The organism is Pantoea sp. SGAir0215, from assembly GCF_043543215.1.
The window spans coordinates 4,166,401-4,185,706 of record NZ_CP028031.1 but is presented as its reverse complement, the minus strand read 5'-3'; the positions used below and the strand labels follow the sequence as shown (position 1 = coordinate 4,185,706).

Annotated in this window: 14 protein-coding genes; 7 read left to right on the top strand and 7 right to left on the bottom strand. The window is 53.8% G+C overall.

Going from position 1 to position 19,306, the window contains the following annotated elements; genetic code table 11:
• Positions 1-27: 27 nt before the first annotated feature.
• From rsmE to metK, 6 genes are all read right to left on the bottom strand, one after another.
• Entirely contained in the window at positions 28-759 is a 732-nt protein-coding gene (gene rsmE / locus C1N64_RS19510) for a 16S rRNA (uracil(1498)-N(3))-methyltransferase (RefSeq protein WP_006120849.1), read from the bottom strand.
• A 74-nt stretch (positions 760-833) separates the two neighbouring features.
• On the bottom strand, positions 834-1,541 hold the full coding sequence (gene endA / locus C1N64_RS19505) for a deoxyribonuclease I (RefSeq protein WP_039339282.1): 708 nt from the start codon (positions 1,539-1,541) through the stop codon (positions 834-836).
• A 75-nt stretch (positions 1,542-1,616) separates the two neighbouring features.
• Positions 1,617-2,129, bottom strand: coding sequence for a SprT family zinc-dependent metalloprotease (locus C1N64_RS19500; protein WP_110268430.1), 513 nt, complete (start codon positions 2,127-2,129; stop codon positions 1,617-1,619).
• 95 nt (positions 2,130-2,224) lie between these two features.
• Positions 2,225-4,159 carry a methyl-accepting chemotaxis protein gene (locus tag C1N64_RS19495; protein ID WP_162285981.1) on the bottom strand — a complete coding sequence of 645 codons (1,935 nt, stop codon included), beginning with the start codon at positions 4,157-4,159 and terminating at the stop codon, positions 2,225-2,227.
• 234 nt (positions 4,160-4,393) lie between these two features.
• Entirely contained in the window at positions 4,394-5,785 is a 1,392-nt protein-coding gene (locus tag C1N64_RS19490; RefSeq protein WP_006120845.1) for a sugar porter family MFS transporter, read from the bottom strand.
• A gap of 444 nt (positions 5,786-6,229) precedes the next feature.
• Positions 6,230-7,381 carry a methionine adenosyltransferase gene (gene metK / locus C1N64_RS19485; protein WP_006120844.1) on the bottom strand — a complete coding sequence of 384 codons (1,152 nt, stop codon included), beginning with the start codon at positions 7,379-7,381 and terminating at the stop codon, positions 6,230-6,232.
• A gap of 801 nt (positions 7,382-8,182) precedes the next feature.
• Here metK and speA point away from each other — a divergent pair.
• Both speA and speB read left to right on the top strand, forming a co-directional pair.
• Positions 8,183-10,162: a biosynthetic arginine decarboxylase gene (speA, locus tag C1N64_RS19480; protein WP_033739647.1), complete on the top strand. Its 1,980-nt coding sequence runs from the start codon at positions 8,183-8,185 to the stop codon at positions 10,160-10,162.
• Between the two features lie 159 nt (positions 10,163-10,321).
• Positions 10,322-11,242 (top strand): agmatinase, encoded by a 921-nt coding sequence (gene speB / locus C1N64_RS19475; protein WP_033739645.1) that lies wholly within the window; start codon positions 10,322-10,324, stop codon positions 11,240-11,242.
• Between the two features lie 42 nt (positions 11,243-11,284).
• Here speB and C1N64_RS19470 read toward each other — a convergent pair whose 3' ends face one another.
• On the bottom strand, positions 11,285-12,040 hold the full coding sequence (locus C1N64_RS19470; RefSeq protein ID WP_006120841.1) for a metalloprotease LoiP: 756 nt from the start codon (positions 12,038-12,040) through the stop codon (positions 11,285-11,287).
• Positions 12,041-12,309: 269 nt separating this feature from the next.
• Between C1N64_RS19470 and tkt the strand changes: the two genes are divergently transcribed.
• From tkt to mscS, 5 genes are all read left to right on the top strand, one after another.
• A complete protein-coding gene (gene tkt / locus C1N64_RS19465) occupies positions 12,310-14,304 on the top strand; it encodes a transketolase (RefSeq protein WP_394515110.1) in 1,995 nt (664 codons plus the stop codon).
• Between the two features lie 308 nt (positions 14,305-14,612).
• Positions 14,613-15,632, top strand: a complete 1,020-nt coding sequence (gene epd, locus C1N64_RS19460) for an erythrose-4-phosphate dehydrogenase (protein WP_033739643.1) — start codon at positions 14,613-14,615, stop codon at positions 15,630-15,632.
• 51 nt (positions 15,633-15,683) lie between these two features.
• Entirely contained in the window at positions 15,684-16,847 is a 1,164-nt protein-coding gene (gene pgk, locus C1N64_RS19455) for a phosphoglycerate kinase (RefSeq protein ID WP_033739641.1), read from the top strand.
• Between the two features lie 109 nt (positions 16,848-16,956).
• Positions 16,957-18,036: a class II fructose-bisphosphate aldolase gene (fbaA, locus tag C1N64_RS19450; protein ID WP_039339288.1), complete on the top strand. Its 1,080-nt coding sequence runs from the start codon at positions 16,957-16,959 to the stop codon at positions 18,034-18,036.
• Positions 18,037-18,398: 362 nt separating this feature from the next.
• Complete coding sequence (gene mscS / locus C1N64_RS19445) at positions 18,399-19,274, top strand: small-conductance mechanosensitive channel MscS (RefSeq protein ID WP_205955637.1); 876 nt, start codon at positions 18,399-18,401, stop codon at positions 19,272-19,274.
• Positions 19,275-19,306: the final 32 nt, after the last annotated feature.

The window sequence follows — 19,306 nt, the reverse complement described above, 5'->3', positions numbered from 1 at the left end:
ATGACCTGAACGTGCTAAAAGTATCGCTTAACCCAGGTCGCCAAACCTCACCTGAAGTGCCGTAATGGCCGTCAGCGCGGTGGTTTCGGTGCGTAAAACGCGTGGGCCAAGCAAAATATCCGTAAATCCATGCTGTGCCGTCATGGCAATTTCTTCAGCGGACAGCCCACCTTCCGGGCCAATCAGCAACCTGACGCGCTCGACCGGTTGGGGCAAGGTGTTAATACTGTGGCTGGCGCGCGGATGCAGATTCAGTTTTAACCCACTTTCCGCTTCACTGCACCAGGCTTCCAGCGTCATCGCCGGACGGATTTCCGGTACCCGGTTACGGCCACACTGTTCACAGGCGGCAATCGCAATCTTTTGCCATTGCTGAATTTTTTTCGCCAGACGTTCGGCGTCCAGTTTGACACCACAGCGCTCAGAAAACAGCGGCGTGATGACATTAACGCCCAGTTCGATTGATTTCTGGATGGTAAATTCCATTTTTTCGCCACGCGACATCACCTGGCCGAGATGGAGATAAAGGGGCGATTCACGATCGTCAGTCTGACTCGTTGTGATGGATACTTTTACACGTTTTTTATCAACTTGCGTGATTTCTGCCGCGAAAGTCAGATTACTGCCATCAAACAGTTCCAGATGCTGTCCGCTGGTCATGCGTAATACGCGACCAACATGGTTAGAGGCATCGTCATCCAGTGTAATCTCACTGCCAACATGCAGCGGCTGTGAGTGAAAAATGCGAGGTATGCGCATAAAGTACCTGAGAGCAAAACGCCGCGCGATCCACGCGGCGAGGCCGTAAAGACAGTTAGTTTAGGGCAGGGATTTTAACGCTTGCAAGCTTCGAGCACATAAGGATTATGATTCCCCTGTACCCGTGCGATACGTTGGTCTCGCTCGCATTCCCACTGGCTGACCGGATAGAGCTTGTTCCAGGCCGTAAATAGCTGGGTTTGCTGGCGCGACAAGCGCAGATGATATTGATCGCGCATATAGAAGTAGGTGCGCGCGATGGCACCGCGGGCCCGTTCTGGTGGCTCTGCCTGTTTGTTTTTAAAATCAATGTGCATGCTGCACTGACCATATTGCTTCTCTGTCCCGTTCCACTGGCTGTAAGCAAAGTTACCCCGGTCGCCGTTTACTTCACCTATTGCCGGTTGCAGATTGTGCAGATCGGTCTCCATATGGCGATAGTCGGCATCTTTACTGCAGTTTTTGCGTCCACCATTCTGCCAGCACTGACGTTGATGACCGAACTCCCAGGCAGGCATCACGTGCTCCCACTCGATGCGCGCGGCACGGTTGGCATTTTTACGCGGTTGATAACCGCAGCTGCTCAGATCAGGTTCGCCCTTTTTACCGTGCCAGGTCATTTTGCAGCCGCAATAAAAGCTGCCCGGTGCATCGGCATTAATCTCGGCCGCATAAGCTTTTGCCTGCTGAAAATTATTCTGATGGTAATTATTCAGGTTAAGCGCGGTGGCATGAAAGGAGGCCAGCAGCAGCGCGGCGGTCATGATTATTTTGCGAGACATATTCCAGTTATCACCTTGATCCTAAAAAGGGCGGCAGGGTACCAGAATGCGGGGGCAGGCGGAATGAGAATCCGGTCAGGATGGAAGGAAAAGGCCGGCTTTTAATACGTTGCCGCAATGGACACAGCGGTATTCGCTTTCGCCGCGAATCACGCGATTATGACGCCGTACGGTAAGGTGGTGCTGCTGGCACTGACAGCGGTAGGCAAAGGTGCGACTACGGACGGACGCGACTTCAAAACGGTGGGTACGCTGGGCCGGAACACCGAGGACGGTTTCCATCATCCACTTCCACTCTTTCCCGTGCGGTGCCACGCGACCAAAGGTCTTCCACACCAGCAAATGGGCCAGTTCGTGAGGGACGACTTCATCAATAAACGCCTGTTGGTTCTCCAGCAGCAGCACAGGATTGAGGCGAATCTCCCATTTTTCCAGCCAGGCGGTACCGGCGGCGGTGCCCCGTTGCTGATAAACCAGCGTGGGCTCAGGGTAGGTGCGTTCAAGCGTGCGATTAGCGCGCTCAAGAGCATCACGCAGGGCGCGCATAACGGCTTGTTGCAGGGCAATCGGAAGACGAGGTGTTTTCATGGCGCTCAGCATAAGCGCCGCAGAGGCGGAACTCAATATGAATGCGCGGGGCAAAGATGGCGATGCCCGTCTGTCACGACGGACATCGCCACGGCTTAATGGAACTGCGCGACGGTTTGTGCCAGCTGGCGGGCCTGATCCTCAAGTGAACTGGAGGCCGCCGACATCTGCTGAACCAGTGCCGCATTTTGCTGAGTCGTGCCGTCCATTTCATTAACGGCAAGGGTGACCTGAGCGATACCGCGCGCCTGTTCATCGGATGCGGCAACAATTTCACCGATGATGCGCTGCACGGATGAAACGGCATTTGTCATTTCATGCATGGTTTTGCCCGCATCATTGACCAGCACAACGCCATTCTCGACGCGCAGCGCTGACTCTTCAATCAGGGCGGCGATGTCCTTTACGGCACTGGTGGTGCGCTGCGCCAGGTTACGCACTTCTGAGGCCACCACGGCAAATCCGCGTCCCTGTTCCCCTGCACGTGCCGCTTCAACGGCGGCGTTAAGCGCCAGAATATTGGTCTGGAAAGCAATGCTGTTAATCAGCGTGGTGATATCACCAATTTTCTGCGAGCTTTCATCGATCTTCGCCATGGTTGTCACGACCTGATCCACCAGCGTTTCGCCACGGTTAGCGATACGGGTGGCATTTTCCGTCAGTCCTGTCGCCTGTTGTGCGTTGTCAGCGTTCATACGAATGGCCGCGCTAATCTGTTCCATGCTGGCCGCAGTTTCCTCCAGGGCGGCAGCCTGCTCCTCAGTTCGGGAGGACAGGTTCAGGTTGGCGCTGGCGATTTCGCCCGCGCCCTGCTGGACAGAGAGGCTGGCATCTTTGATTTGGCCGACCATCGTCCTAAGCTGTGACTGCATGGTACTCAACGCGTAGAACAGACTACGGCTATCGTCGGGCGCAACGCCAATGCTGTTGTTTAACCGCCCCTCAGCCACAGCCAGCGCGATACGCGCAGCCTCTGCCGGTTCACCACCCAGCGGGCGCATCACTTTGCGACTGAACAGCAGCCCCAGCACGGCACCCACCGACAGGATGCTGATGATCATCAGCCCGATTGCCCAGTACAGCTGGCGGTCAGCGGCCGCCATCACCTGACTGACGGGCGCCACGATCCCGACATACCAGGGTTTATCACTCTTCCCAACGCGCACGGGATACCACGTATACATGGCCTGTTCTTTGAGCACCGGATCGTATTGCTCCGTCACGTTGGTACTGGTGCTGTTTACGTTCCCCGGCCATTTCTTGCCCGCTTCACTTGTATCGGGGGAGGAAATCACGTTACCGCTGTTTGAAATCAGCAGCGCGTAACCGGTGCCTTGCCAGGGTTTGATCTGGTTGATTTTTTTCTGGATAGACGACAGCAGAATATCCGAGCTGACGACCAGTTTTAGCTTATCGTTCACCATGACAGGCGTGGCGACTGAGGTTAACCACTCGGGTTTCGCGCCATCATAGGCGAAGCTGTAGGGTTCAATCAGCGTGTCTTTAAGCGTTTCTTTCGGCAGCAGATAGTAATTGCCCGCACCGGGTTGTAAAAAATCCAGCGCCGGATTCATTTTAAAATGCCCGTCTTTATCCCGATCAATATACCAGGCATAGCGCCCCTCGGGTGGCATTCCCTGCTGGCCGGCGAAAGCACTGTCACGACCGTCGAAGGCGTTGGGTTCGAACACCACGGTCATCGATACAAAGTCAGGATTTTTCTGCAGGGCATATTCCATGAGCTTATGGGCAACGTTGCGATCGGTCACGCCGGCCGCAGGCAGCGCGGCAAGGCTTTGCCCCAGGTTTTGTGCCGCGTCCAGGGCATGCGTCAGTTCCTGTTGAATTTGTCCGGCATGGCTGGCAGCAATTTGTTGCAGGTAGTCAGCGGCCAGAGATTTTTGCGCTTTTGAAGACTGCCAGCTGAGCAATCCGATGGTCGCTGCAAAGCCCACGACAATCGTCATTCCCCCTGCCAGCAGCATCTGAGCCCGGGTGCTCATTGTCTTTTTTACGCTGGGGTTGTTCATTGGATTTCCTGATGAAAATAAAGTCTGAAAACGGATTTTTATAAGGGAAACGTCAGGTCATTTATCGGCGTATATTTTTTCGACTTTAACGAAAGAAAAGCGAAGCGGGGCGGCGCAAGCCAGGCGTGGCAGGGTTTTAGCGTGAATACGCTGAGCTGTTGGCGTGGGTAAAGGGTTAAAAAAAGCCAGTCAGTTTACACTGACTGGCTTTCACGGACGCGGGCGCGAAGGAATTTACTGGCCGATATCGCGCAGTTTTTTACCCGCCATCAGGTTACGTTCAATATGTTCCAGCGACACGTTTTTGGTCTCCGGAATGAGCATAACGGTGAGCACAATAAAGAACACGTTCAGCAGCGCGTAAACCCAGAAGGTCGGTGCATTACCCAGCGTGTTCAGCATGGTCAGGAAGGTTGCGCCAACGATCATATTGGCAATCCAGTTGGTGGTGGTTGAAACCGTGATACCAAAATCACGCCCTTTAAGCGGCTGAATTTCGGAACACAGTACCCAAATCAACGGACCGGCTGACATGGCGAAGCCCACGATAAACATCAGCAGCATACCAATGGCGAAGTACTGCGCGCCTGGTGTATGGATGCCCATGTGCAGCATAGTGCCCAGGATGCCCATACCGGCAGCCATGACCAAGAAGCCCAGAATCAGCGTAGGCTTACGGCCCCAGCGATCCACCAGGCCAATGGCGATGAAGGTGGCCAGTACGTTAACCAGACCGACAATAACCGTTCCCCACATCTGCTGAGTCGTATTCGCAAAACCGGCGATCTCAAAGATTTTCGGCGCGTAATACATGATGACGTTCATCCCGGTGAACTGCTGCATCACCTGAAGCAGAATGCCGAGGAAGACCGCGCGGCGGAAGTTGGCGTTATTGGTAAACAGACCCCAGCCAGACTGCTTCACTTTCAGGCTTTCGCGGATCTCATCCAGTTCGCGTTTTGCCTGTTCACTGGTGTCACGCAGACGATCCAGAACACGCTGTGCGTCGCGGAAGTTGCCTTTCGCCGCCAGCCAGCGCGGGCTGTTCGGCAGGAAGAACACACCAATCAGCAGCAGAATGGCAGGGATCGTGATCACGCCCAGCATCCAGCGCCAGTTTCCGGTAAAGCTAAATGCGGTATCGGAGAGATACGCACCCAGAATACCGATGGTAATCATCAGCTGGTACAGCGAGATCATGCTGCCGCGGATTTTCTCTGGTGCGATTTCAGAAAGGTAAAGTGGCGCGGTATACGAGGCGACACCCACGGCGAGACCTAACAGGACGCGCGCGCAGATCAACATTTCTGGATTAGGTGCCATCGCTGACCAGAGTGATCCAATGACAAACAGAATCGCACCGGCCATCAGGCTTTTTTTACGGCCCAGACGTGATGACATCCAGCCGCTGCCGATAGCACCAATGGCTGCACCAAACATCATGGAGCTGACAATCCACTCCTGTTGGTGGGCAGTAACATTAAAGTCCTTAGCGATAAAGGGCAGGGCACCTGCGATAACGCCGATATCCAGCCCAAAGAGCAGGCCTGCGAGCGCTGCCAGAAAGCAGACAAATAAGGTCATTGCCTTATTTGAGGTTCTGCTTTTATGTGAGTTGCCAGGCATGGTTGCCTCCAAATTATCCATCATTGTTGTTATCGATGTTAAAAAACCTTATCTGGGTTAAAAGTGAGCCCGATCACATTGATGTAATCGCTTACACATGCTGAAACCCTGAAATCCAGCATTTACAACCCAGAAAGGTCAAGTAACCAGTGAGGTATAGTACCCTCGAAGTTTCTGACAATGTCCTGATTAACGCCTATCAGATGACGCTGAAAATAACGCATTTTTAAAAGAATAACTACGGCGATAAATTCCTAAATAGCCGATATTTAAAGCGTTTCAAATTGTAATCGTTAACACAAGGGCAGGGTACAAACTGAAAGAAAGTGTAGTTGAGTTAAAAAAATGTGCCGCAGGAAAAAAGCGGAGGACGAATGCGGGATAAAGCCCATAAAAAAGCCCCGCCATCGGGCAGGGCTTTCAGGTGCACTTACTCACCGGTGCTTACAGACCAGCGGCCTCGCGCAGCTGTGCCGCTTTGTCGGTTTTTTCCCATGGGAAATGTTCGCGACCAAAGTGACCGTAAGCGGCCGTTTCTTTATAGATTGGGTGCAGCAGATCCAGCATCTGAATCAGACCGTATGGACGCAGGTCAAAGAATTCACGGACCAGCAGCGTCAGCTGTTCAGTAGAGACTTTCTCGGTACCAAAGGTTTCCACCATGATAGATGTCGGCTCTGCCACGCCGATGGCGTAGGAAACCTGAATTTCACACCGATCGGCCAGGCCAGCCGCCACGATATTTTTGGCAACATAGCGCGCAGCGTACGCCGCGGAGCGGTCAACTTTTGAGGGATCTTTACCTGAGAATGCGCCGCCACCGTGACGCGCCATCCCGCCGTAGGTATCGACAATGATTTTACGACCGGTCAGGCCACAGTCACCCATTGGACCGCCGATAACAAAACGGCCGGTTGGGTTGATGTGGTATTTGGTGGACGCGTTCAGCCACTCAGAAGGCAGTACCGGCTTGATGATTTCTTCCATCACCGCTTCCTGCAGATCGTTCTGGCTGATGGCTTCGCTGTGCTGAGTCGAGAGCACGACCGCGTCGATGCCTACAATCTTGCCATTGTCATACTGGAAAGTGACCTGGCTTTTCGCATCCGGGCGCAGCCATGGCAGCGTGCCATTTTTGCGGACTTCAGCCTGACGCTGAACCAGACGATGCGCATAGGTTACCGGGGCGGGCATCAGCACGTCGGTTTCGTTGGTCGCGTAGCCGAACATCAGGCCCTGATCGCCTGCACCCTGTTCCAGCGGATCGCTGCGGTCAACGCCCTGGTTGATGTCCTGAGATTGTTTACCGATGGCGCTTAACACAGCGCAGGAATTGGCATCAAAGCCCATATCGGAATGAACATAGCCGATTTCACGTACGGTATTACGGGTGATTTCTTCGATATCAACCCAGGCGCTGGTCGTGATTTCGCCGCCGACCAGAACCATACCGGTCTTCACGTACGTTTCGCAGGCCACGCGCGCTTTAGGATCCTGCTCCAGGATCGCATCAAGCACCGCATCGGAAATCTGGTCAGCGATTTTATCAGGATGTCCTTCTGATACGGACTCGGATGTAAAAAGATGTTTAGCCATTATGTTCTTTACCTTACCAATGGTTTGAGTTCGACTGCGTAGCGCAAGTGAGTGTTAGCTGACTTAACGCCCCTTAAGGCAAAGCCGAGAGCAGTCAGGTAGTGTCAGCACGCCAGGCCAACACCGCCTGGATATTAACCTGTTTAGATGGAAAACCATCTGGACGTCTATTTTAGGTTACGAGATGAGCGAATTACCAGCCCTTTTTTCTGATGCACTGCCGGCCTGGTGCTGAGTAGTGAATAATGCTGCGGGCAGGGCCAGCATTAAGCGAATAATCTCTTTGCATTTTTCAGGCGCAAATTGTATAAAACGCCGCTGCGTTTGCAGCAGAAAAAGGATGACGCGCTATCGCGTCGCGCCCGTCAGACCACTGTCTGGCTTTCACCCTGATGGTTTGCCACATGACGGCGTCATGTGCGGAGGTGATACACGTCATGAGCCTTATCTTCTCCTTCACGGCTTCTTTGCGTGCTGGCTTTGCGTCAGCGTTATCCTGTTTCCCGTCTTTATTTCTTTCCTGCCACCCTTTTATTCGCTTCGGTAATTATCCCGACACAAGCGCTGGCTAACCTCTGACACGTCAACGTGGGCAAGTGGCCCGACCGACGTGGTGTGAATTATTCGCGGCCCTTTTTTCCCCTGTCGTGGCGGAGTGTTTTACACTTAGGTCATGCAAGGGGATTATCTGGGCGCGTGACGCTGACAGAGCATGACGTAATATGTGGCAACGAATTTCCCTACATCCGGCTGTTGAGTCGGATTACAGTATTATCTTTCAACGGAAAATTGAGGTTCGTGATGTCTGACGGCATGAAGAATATCAAGGGTTCGTCAGCTGGCGAACAAGGTGCTCTCCGCTCTATGCAGGAGGTGGCGATGAACGATCAGGACGCCAGCCTGATGCTGCGGACCTATAACATTGCCTGGTGGGGCAATAACTATTATGACGTGAATGAACTGGGTCATATTAGTGTCTGTCCCGACCCGGATCGCCCGGACGTGCGCGTTGATCTGGCAAAACTGGTGAAAGAACGTGAGGCGCAAGGCCAGCGTCTGCCGGCGTTGTTCTGTTTTCCGCAGATCCTTCAGCACCGCCTGCGCTCAATCAACGCCGCGTTCAAACGCGCGCGTGAATCCTATGGCTATACCGGTGACTACTTCCTGGTTTATCCCATCAAGGTTAACCAGCACAAACGCGTGATTGAATCGCTGGTGAACTCCGGTGAGCCGTTGGGCCTTGAAGCCGGATCAAAAGCGGAACTGATGGCGGTGCTGGCGCATGCCGGCCACACCCGCTCAGTGATTGTCTGTAACGGTTATAAAGATCGTGAATACATTCGTCTGGCGCTGATCGGCGAAAAAATGGGGCACAAGGTTTATCTGGTTCTGGAGAAGATGACCGAAGTGCGCCTGGTGCTGGAAGAAGCGGAACGCCTGAATGTGGTGCCGCGCCTCGGCATTCGTGCGCGTCTGGCGTCGCAAGGTTCCGGTAAATGGCAGTCGAGCGGTGGCGAGAAATCCAAATTTGGCCTGTCTGCCACGCAGGTGCTGAAGCTGGTTGAAATCATGCGCGAAGCCGGACGCATTGACAGCCTGCAACTGCTGCACTTCCACCTTGGCTCTCAGATGGCGAATATTCGCGATATCGCCACCGGCGTGCGCGAGTCGGCACGTTTTTACGTGGAGCTGGCGAAGCTGGGCGTCAACATTAAGTGCTTCGACGTCGGCGGCGGCCTGGGCGTGGATTATGAAGGGACGCGTTCACAGTCTGACTGCTCGGTAAACTACGGGCTGAATGAATACGCTAATAATGTTATCTGGGCCATCGGTGCCGCCTGCGACGAACACGGACTTGAACATCCTACCGTCATCACCGAGTCCGGTCGCGCCGTAACGGCGCACCATACGGTGCTGGTCTCTAACATCATTGGTGTTGAGCGGAACGAATTCAGCAAACCTGAAGCGCCCGATATCGATGATGCGCCACGTCCTATCCTGAGCATGTGGGAAACCTGGCAGGAGATGCACGAGCCGAATACGCGCCGCTCTCTGCGTGAATGGCTGCACGACAGCCAGATGGACCTGTTTGATATTCACACCGGCTATTCGTCAGGCATTTACAGCCTTAAGCAGCGCGCCTGGGCTGAACAGCTGTACCTGAGCATTTGCCATTATATTCAGCAGCATCTGGATCCCAGCAACCGCGCACATCGCCCGATTATTGATGAGCTGCAGGAGCGCATGGCGGATAAGATCTATGTGAACTTCTCGCTGTTCCAGTCGATGCCGGACGCGTGGGGCATCGATCAGCTGTTCCCGGTGCTGCCACTGGAAGGCCTGAATAAAAAGCCCGAACGTCGGGCCGTGCTGCTGGATATTACCTGTGACTCCGATGGCACCATCGATCATTACGTGGATGGCGACGGCATCGCTACGACCATGCCGATGCCGGAATATGATGTGGAGAACCCACCGATGCTGGGCTTCTTTATGGTCGGCGCGTACCAGGAAATTCTGGGCAACATGCACAACCTGTTTGGTGATACCGAAGCGGTGGATGTCTTCGCATTCCAGGATGGCGAAGTGGAAGTACAGCTTTCCGATGAAGGCGATACCGTGGCCGACATGTTGCAGTATGTGCAACTGGACCCCAATGAGCTGATGACGCTGTTCCGTAAACAGATTCAGACTTCTGAACTGGACGAAGACCTGCGTGAGCAGTTCCTGCAGGAGTTTGAAAGCGGTCTGTATGGCTACACGTATTTAGAAGACGAATAACGCCCTGCGAAGCGCTTGCAGCCGGGCGGGACATTGTTGATAATCGGCGGCAACACATCCCTTCCTCGTCGGGCCTAACGACGCGGAGGGGATTTTTTTTATCTCAACCTGAAAGGTGTGCGGGCCCGGCCCGGTTCAGACATTAACAGAGGACGACTTATGTACAATACCCTCGGTAATCAGTACGACAATTCACTGGTTTCTAACGCCTTTGGTTTTATGCGTTTTCCAGTCAATTTTCAGCCTTACGACAGCGACGCAGAGTGGGTGATCACCGGCGTTCCGTTTGATGCAGCAACCTCTGGCCGTCCAGGCAGCCGTCTTGGCCCTGGTGCCATCCGTCAGATTTCAACGAATCTGGCCTGGGAAGGCTGTCGCTGGCCGTGGGATTTTGACCTGCGTCAGCGCCTGAATGTCGTGGACTGTGGCGATCTGGTTTATGCCTTTGGCGACTCTCAGGACCTGTCTGACAAGTTGCAGGCTCACGCAGAGAAGCTGCTGGCTAACGGTAAACGTATGATGACGTTTGGCGGCGATCACTACGTCACGCTGCCACTACTGCGTGCCCACGCGAAGCACTTCGGTAAAATGGCGCTGGTGCACTTCGACGCGCATACCGATACCTATTCTAACGGCCCCACGTTTGACCATGGCACCATGTTCTTTACGGCGCCAAAAGAGGGCCTGATCGATCCGCAGCACTCCGTCCAGATCGGTATCCGTACCGAGTTCGATAAGAGCCTGGGCTTTAACGTGCTGGATGCGGCGCAGGTTAACGACCGCAGCGTGGACGATATCCTTGCGGAAATTAAGCGCACCGTTGGCGATCTGCCGGTTTACCTTACCTTTGACATTGACTGCCTAGACCCTGCGCATGCGCCGGGTACCGGTACGCCAGTGATCGGTGGCTTAACGACCGATAAAGCGACCAAGTTGATTCGGGGTTTGCAGGGCATGAATATTGTCGGGATGGATCTGGTGGAAGTGGCCCCGGGCTATGATCACGCCGATCTGACCGCGCTGGCTGCCGCAACGCTGGCACTGGATATGTTACACGTTCAGGCCGCCAACAAAGGCTAATGCCACAGCGGGATAACACAGCGTTATCCCGCTGATTCAGGCTTACTTGCTGTCTGCCGCGATACGATCGCGAATGTGTTGTGCGCGGGCTTCAGAATCAGGGTGCGAATCGAACATAGAGCTCTGGCGACCCTGTTCCAGTTTCGCCAGTTTTTCAAAGCTGGTCGCTAATCCGACAGGGTCAATTCCCCTTTTTTTAAGCAGATCGTAAGAGTAGTCATCCGCCTGCGTTTCCTGAGTCTGGGAGAACTGCGCATTCACCAGTTTTTCGCCCATATCGCCCAGTTGTGACTGCGACAGCGAGCCAATGATGCCTCCTACGGACGCGGCAGCGGTGCGCGCGGCGGTCGTGGTAAAGGCAACCTGCATCGCTTTACGCGTATGGCCCAGCGCGACGTGACCCATTTCGTGCCCCAGCACCGCCTCCACTTCATTGTCGTTCATCATGTCCATCAGGCCGCTGTAAACGCGAATACAGCCGTTGGCCATCGCCCAGGCATTCACATCTTTGGTCTGGTAGACCTTATAGTTAGCCGGCGTACCGTTAATGTTGTCGCCCAGTGCGGCCGCGATTTTATTCAGACGTTGCTGGTATTCGCTGTTCGCCGGCGCGACCTGATTGTCTTTGTCCATCTGGGCACAGGATTGATCGCTCAACTGCTTCACCTGGGCATCGCTTAATGTGTACGCCTGGAAAGCCTGTGCACCTGACTGCAGCAGGCCGTTGTTATTCATCCCCTCGCAGCCACTTAACAGCGCGATCATCCCCAAAGCCAGTACCGTTTTCTGAATTTTCATTCCATCTTCCCAATAGTAACAAGATAAAAAACAATCACCTGACGCGGTGGCTGGTGATCGAACTTACTGGTTATAGTCGGCGGTAAACCGTTTTGCTAGCAGACATTACCGGAAAAGCCAAACGCGCCGGGCATATTTCGCGTTTTACGACATTACTTTTAGGCCGTTTTTCATGTACATTGTTGTGAAAGTTTCCCCTCGCTTTGCCCGATAACTGATTAATTACAAAAGGTTAAGGCGCAAATCGTTAATCCGAAATGGAGTAGAAGATGCCCTCTCGTAAAGATCTTGCCAATGCCATTCGCGCGTTAAGTATGGATGCAGTGCAAAAAGCTAAATCGGGACATCCGGGTGCCCCTATGGGCATGGCGGATATCGCCGAAGTGTTATGGCGTGGCTACCTGAATCATAATCCAACTAACCCATTGTGGGCTGACCGCGACCGTTTTGTGCTGTCGAATGGTCACGGTTCGATGCTGATCTACAGCCTGCTGCATCTGACCGGTTACGATTTGCCCATCAGCGAACTGGAAAACTTCCGTCAGCTGCACTCTAAAACCCCGGGTCACCCTGAGTACGGCTACACCGTTGGTGTGGAAACCACCACCGGTCCGCTGGGCCAGGGCATTGCCAATGCCGTGGGTTTTGCCATCGCTGAGCGCACATTAGCGGCGCAGTTCAACCGTCCGGGTCATGACATCGTAGACCATAACACCTGGGTGTTTATGGGCGATGGTTGCATGATGGAAGGCATCTCACACGAAGTCTGCTCACTGGCCGGTACGCTGAAGCTCGGTAAGCTGGTGGCCTTCTATGACGATAACGGTATTTCAATCGATGGCCATATCGACGGCTGGTTTACCGATGACACCGCTAAGCGTTTTGAAGCCTATGGCTGGCATGTGGTGCGCGGTGTGGATGGGCATAACGCGGATGCGATCGCGAAAGCCATCGAAGAAGCGAAAGCCGTAACCGATAAGCCTTCACTGCTGATGTGCAAAACCGTGATTGGTTTCGGTTCACCAAACAAAGCGGGCACCCATGATTCACATGGCGCGCCACTGGGTGACGACGAAGTGGCCTTGACCCGTAAGCAACTGGGTTGGGAGTATCCGCCATTTGTTATCCCGTCTGAGATTTATGCCGAGTGGGATGCTAAAGAAGCGGGCCAGGCGAAAGAAGCCGCGTGGAATGAAAAATTTGCCGCTTACGCCAAAGCCTTCCCGGAACTGGCTGCCGAATTCAAACGTCGCATGAGCAACGAACTGCCAGCTAACTGGCAGCAAGAGTCGCAAAAATTCATTGAGCAGTTGCAGGCGAACCCGGCGAAAATTGCCAGCCGTAAAGCCTCGCAGAATGCGATTGAAGCGTTTGGTAAGATCCTGCCGGAATATCTGGGCGGCTCAGCGGATCTGGCACCCAGTAACCTGACTATCTGGTCGGGCTCTAAGCCAATCAATGAAGATACTGCGGGTAACTACATCCATTATGGTGTGCGCGAGTTTGGTATGACCGCGATTGCTAACGGTCTGGCCCTGCACGGCGGTTTCCTGCCTTATACCGCAACCTTCCTGATGTTCGTGGAATATGCGCGTAACGCGGCACGTATGGCTGCGCTGATGAAGATCCGTCAGATCATGGTGTATACCCATGATTCAATCGGTCTGGGTGAAGATGGCCCGACGCACCAGCCTGTTGAGCAGATGGCAAGCCTGCGCACGACGCCGAACATGAGCCTGTGGCGTCCGTGTGACCAGGTTGAATCTGCCGTGGCGTGGAAATATGCCATTGAGCGTAAAGACGGTCCAAGCGCCCTGATCTTCTCGCGTCAGAACCTGGCACAGCAGGAGCGTACACCCGAGCAACTGGCCAACGTGGCCCGCGGTGGTTATGTCCTCAAAGACAGCGCAGGCACGCCAGAACTGATTCTGATTGCCACCGGTTCCGAAGTGGAACTGGCCGTCGCGGCTTACCAGAAGCTTACCGAAGAAGGTCGCAAGGTGCGCGTGGTGTCTATGCCATCGACCGATGCTTTCGATAAACAGTCCGAAGAATACCGTGAATCTGTTCTGCCAAAAGCCGTTGCGGCGCGCGTCGCTATTGAGGCTGGTATCGCCGATTACTGGTTTAAATACACCGGGCTGAACGGGGCTATTGTTGGGATGACCACCTTTGGTGAGTCGGCTCCTGCTGAGAAGCTGTTCGAAGTGTTCGGTTTCACGCTCGACAACGTTGTCGCAAAAGCAAAAGCGTTGCTGGCGTAATGCCACAATCCTGACGCGTGCCTGCGCGTCAGGATAGCAATAAAAAAGGGGGCGCTTTCTGCCCCCTGACTGACGCAATTATTCCTGGAGTAATCGCTCATTTTTGCTCAATTATGTGATGCAGATCCAAAAATTCGCAGCTCGCTTGATCGCAGTCATTCCTGTTATTCCTCACTTCTATTATTCTCGCTGAACCGTTTCAGTTATGGCGCGTTCACCCTGCACCAGGTAAGAATCTCCTGTACAAAACGTGGTGAAACGCTCAGGCTATCTGCACCTTTTTTTCAGTCTGGTTTGGCAGGAGAAAGATGACCATTCGGGTTGCAATAAACGGCTTTGGTCGCATTGGACGCAACGTGTTGCGTGCACTGTATGAAACGGGACGCCGTGCTGAAATCACCGTGGTGGCGATTAATGAGCTGGCGGAAGCCGCAGGCATGGCGCACTTATTAAAATACGACACCAGTCATGGCCGTTTTGCACTGGATGTTCGCCAGGAGCGGGACCTGCTGTGGGTGGGAGAAGATACTATTCGTATTCTGCACCACGCCGGACTGGACGCGCTGCCCTGGCGCGAACTCAATGTCGATGTGGTACTGGACTGTACCGGCGTTTATGGTTCCCGCCAGGATGGTGAAGCTCATCTGCGCGCTGGCGCTAAAAAAGTCCTGTTTTCCCATCCGGGTGGTCACGATCTTGATGCCACCGTCGTGTACGGTGTTAACGAGCAGGAACTGAAACAAACGGACTGTATTGTCTCGAATGCCTCCTGCACCACCAACTGCATTATTCCCGTGATTAAGCTGCTGGATGATGCGTTTGGGATTGAGTCGGGCACGGTGACGACGATCCATTCGGCGATGCACGATCAACAGGTGATCGATGCTTATCACAGCGATCTGCGCCGCACGCGTGCAGCCAGTCAGTCTATTATTCCGGTGGACACGCGCCTGGCGGCAGGCATTACGCGTATTTTTCCGAAATTTAACGATCGCTTTGAAGCCATCGCAGTGCGTGTGCCGACGATCAACGTGACCGCCATTGATCTCAGCGTTTCTGTGCGTCAGCCGGTTAAGGCCTGTGAGGTTAACGCCTTGTTGCTGAGCGCGGCAGAAGGGGCGTTTCGTGGTATAGTTGACTATACGGAGTTGCCGTTAGTCTCAATAGATTTCAACCATGATCCGCACAGTGCCATTGTGGACGGTACACAAACGCGGGTCAGCGGTCAGCATCTGATCAAAACCCTGGTCTGGTGCGACAACGAATGGGGCTTTGCTAACCGAATGATCGACACGACGTTAGCGATGGCCGCAAGCGGTTTCAGGTAAGACGCGGTTTGCGTCTGGCAAAACTTATGAGAATCAACGAGAGGGTTCACCATGTCCGTAATTAAGATGACCGATCTGGATCTTGCTGGCAAACGCGTTCTAATCCGCGCCGATCTCAACGTGCCGGTAAAAGAAGGGAAAGTGACGTCAGATGCACGTATCCGTGCGTCTCTGCCTACCATCGAAGCAGCCCTGAAGCAGGGCGCTAAAGTGATGGTTACCTCTCACCTGGGTCGTCCGACCGAAGGTGAATACAACGACGAATTCTCACTGCTGCCTGTAGTGAACTACCTGAAAGAAAAACTGAACGGCACCCCGGTAACGCTGGCGAAAGACTACCTTGACGGCGTCGATATCGGCGCGGGCGAGCTGGTTGTGCTGGAAAACGTTCGCTTTAACAAAGGCGAAAAGAAAGACGACGAAGCGCTGGCAAAAAAATACGCAGCACTGTGTGACGTGTTCGTGATGGATGCTTTTGGCACCGCGCACCGCGCCCAGGCCTCTACACACGGCGTGGGTAAATTTGCGCCTGTCGCCTGTGCGGGCCCGCTGCTGTCGGCTGAGCTGGACGCGCTGGGTAAAGTGATGAAAAACCCTGAGCGTCCGCTGGTGGCCGTTGTCGGTGGTTCAAAAGTCTCAACCAAATTTGATGTGCTGCAGTCGCTGGTCAAGATTGCTGACACCGTGATTGTCGGCGGTGGCATTGCGAACACCTTCGTCGCTATCGATAACAAAGTGGGTAAATCGCTGTATGAGCCAGACTTTGTTGAAGCGGCAAAAGGCCTGCGCGATCAGTACGGTATTCCTGTCCCAACCGACTCACGCGTTGGCACGGAATTCTCTGAAACTGCCCCGGCAACCGTGAAAAAGGTTTCGGAAGTGGCAGATAACGAAGAGATTATGGACTTCGGCGACGAAACCGCTCAGGCCATGGCAACCATCCTCAAGAATGCGAAAACCATTCTGTGGAATGGCCCGGTTGGTGTGTTTGAGTTCCCGAACTTCCGTAAAGGCACCGAGATTGTCGCTAACGCGATTGCAGACAGTGACGCGTTCTCTGTTGCAGGTGGCGGTGATACGCTGGCTGCTATCGATCTGTTTGGCATTGAAGACAAAATCTCCTATATCTCGACGGGCGGCGGCGCGTTCCTTGAGTTCGTTGAAGGCAAAAAACTGCCTGCCGTTGCCATGCTGGAAGAGCGTGCGAAGCAGTAATCCTTTGGGGGCGGTGCCTGGCGGCACTGCCTGAAAACTCGCCCGATACCGGGCGTTTAAATCGCTGTCCCCATGTTGGGGATAACCGGTCACGAAACAGGACACAATCATGTCTAAAATTTTTGATTTCGTAAAACCCGGCGTTGTCACTGGTGACGACGTTCAGAAGATCTTCAAAGTAGCGAAAGAGAATAAATTCGCTCTGCCAGCGGTTAACTGCGTCGGTACTGACTCAATTAACGCTGTGCTGGAAGCCGCCGCGAAAGTTAAAGCCCCGGTTATCGTACAGTTCTCTAACGGCGGTGCTGCGTTCATCGCCGGTAAAGGTTTTAAAACCGACAAGCCACAGGGCGCCGCCATTTTCGGTGCGATCTCTGGCGCACAGCACGTGCATCTGATGGCTGAACAGTATGGCGTGCCGGTTATCCTGCACACCGACCACTGTGCCAAAAAACTGTTGCCGTGGATCGACGGTCTGCTTGACGCAGGCGAAGAGCACTTCAAAAAAACCGGCAAGCCGCTGTTCTCTTCTCATATGATCGACCTGTCTGAAGAGTCACTGGAAGAAAACATCGAAATCAGCAGCAAATACCTGGCGCGCATGGCGAAAATCGACATGACCCTGGAAATCGAACTGGGCTGCACCGGCGGTGAAGAAGATGGCGTGGACAACAGCCACATGGACGCTTCTGCCCTGTACACCCAGCCAGAAGACGTGAACTACGCGTACGAAAAACTGAATGCGATCAGCCCGCGTTTCACCATTGCGGCATCCTTCGGTAACGTCCACGGCGTTTACAAACCCGGTAACGTGAAACTGACCCCAACCATCCTGCGTGACTCCCAGAAATTTGTCTGTGAAAAACATGGCCTGCCGCACAATGCGCTGGATTTCGTGTTCCACGGTGGTTCAGGTTCTTCTGCTGCAGAAATCGAAGAGTCTATCAGCTACGGCGTGATCAAGATGAACATCGATACCGATACTCAATGGGCGACCTGGGACGGTATTCTGCAGTACTACAAAAAGAACGAAGGCTATCTGCAGGCGCAGCTGGGTAACCCAGAAGGCGCTGATAAGCCGAACAAGAAATACTACGATCCACGCGTCTGGCTGCGCGCTGCGCAGGCATCCATGGTGGTGCGTCTGGAGCAGGCGTTCAAAGAACTCAACGCCGTTGACGTTCTGTAAGTAGCGTTGCTCAGCGCTGAGGTCGTCAGGACGTCAGCGTGACTGACTCTGTCCCGATCAGCCGATCGGGACTTTTTTTATCCCGCCTTTGTACACCTTTCTCTTTGCGCTTTTGATAAGTCGACGTCCGGTTACAGCGGCATCGCTCACCACCTTTTATGCTCAAAAACTTCTCAACAGGGAAGGGCGAAGCAAGGGGAGTCAAACGCATTGTGGCGACGATTCAGGCTGCCCGTCCTCATTATGGTGCCATGTAATTTGGCACCAGGCTAAATAATTGATTACCCTTAATCCCTGGGTGTCGGATTACATCTGGCAGTTTTTGTTTTTCCCCCTCGGGGATTCATCAACAGGGCTTACAAATGGAAGACTTGAATGTTGTGGATGGTATCAACAGTGCCGGTGGCTGGTTAGTACACAACCAGGCGCTGATTCTGAGTTATGCCGTGAATATCGTTGCGGCTGTTGCCATCATTATTGTCGGGATGGTCATCGCCAGAGTGATTTCAAACGCCGTTAATCGTCTGCTCATCGCGCGTCATATTGACGCCACCGTGGCAGACTTTCTTTCCGCGCTGGTTCGTTATGGCGTCATTGCGTTTACGGTGATTGCTGCGCTGGGACGCGTTGGCGTGCAAACCGCGTCGGTCATTGCCGTGCTGGGTGCGGCGGGTCTGGCCGTCGGCCTTGCGCTACAGGGCTCATTGTCCAATCTGGCAGCCGGTGTACTGCTGGTCACGTTCCGTCCTTTCCGTACCGGTGAGTTTGTTGATCTGGGCGGCGTGATGGGCACCGTACTGAATGTGCAGATTTTCTCGACCACACTGCGTTCGGCGGATGGCAAGATTGTGGTGGTGCCCAATGGCAAAATCATCAGCGGGAATATCATCAACTTCTCGCGTGAACCCGTGCGCCGTAATGAATTCATCGTCGGCGTGGCCTATGAAGCCGATGTGGATGAGGTGATTACCCTGCTGCGTGAAGTGGTGGAAGCCGATCAGCGTGTCTTAAAAGATCGTGGCATCCAGATTGGCCTGAATGAATTGGGCGCTTCATCGCTGAATTTCGTTGTGCGTTGCTGGAGCAACAGTAGCGATCTGCAGGACGTTTACTGGGATCTGCTCAAGAACTTCAAACGTGCGCTGGATAACAAAGGCATTGGTATTCCTTACCCACAGATGGATGTCCATCTGCATCAGGTGAACAAACCTGACGCGGAAACTGCGGTCACCCGTTAAGCCGATGGGCGGCAGCCGCCGCCCATTAAAAT

Coding starts and splice junctions, on each gene's coding strand:
- rsmE (WP_006120849.1), bottom strand. CDS start 759: ATGCGCATACCTCGCATTTTTCACTCACAGCCGCTGCATGTTGGCAGT.
- endA (WP_039339282.1), bottom strand. CDS start 1,541: ATGTCTCGCAAAATAATCATGACCGCCGCGCTGCTGCTGGCCTCCTTT.
- C1N64_RS19500 (WP_110268430.1), bottom strand. CDS start 2,129: ATGAAAACACCTCGTCTTCCGATTGCCCTGCAACAAGCCGTTATGCGC.
- C1N64_RS19495 (WP_162285981.1), bottom strand. CDS start 4,159: ATGAACAACCCCAGCGTAAAAAAGACAATGAGCACCCGGGCTCAGATG.
- C1N64_RS19490 (WP_006120845.1), bottom strand. CDS start 5,785: ATGCCTGGCAACTCACATAAAAGCAGAACCTCAAATAAGGCAATGACC.
- metK (WP_006120844.1), bottom strand. CDS start 7,381: ATGGCTAAACATCTTTTTACATCCGAGTCCGTATCAGAAGGACATCCT.
- speA (WP_033739647.1), top strand. CDS start 8,183: ATGTCTGACGGCATGAAGAATATCAAGGGTTCGTCAGCTGGCGAACAA.
- speB (WP_033739645.1), top strand. CDS start 10,322: ATGTACAATACCCTCGGTAATCAGTACGACAATTCACTGGTTTCTAAC.
- C1N64_RS19470 (WP_006120841.1), bottom strand. CDS start 12,040: ATGAAAATTCAGAAAACGGTACTGGCTTTGGGGATGATCGCGCTGTTA.
- tkt (WP_394515110.1), top strand. CDS start 12,310: ATGCCCTCTCGTAAAGATCTTGCCAATGCCATTCGCGCGTTAAGTATG.
- epd (WP_033739643.1), top strand. CDS start 14,613: ATGACCATTCGGGTTGCAATAAACGGCTTTGGTCGCATTGGACGCAAC.
- pgk (WP_033739641.1), top strand. CDS start 15,684: ATGTCCGTAATTAAGATGACCGATCTGGATCTTGCTGGCAAACGCGTT.
- fbaA (WP_039339288.1), top strand. CDS start 16,957: ATGTCTAAAATTTTTGATTTCGTAAAACCCGGCGTTGTCACTGGTGAC.
- mscS (WP_205955637.1), top strand. CDS start 18,399: ATGGAAGACTTGAATGTTGTGGATGGTATCAACAGTGCCGGTGGCTGG.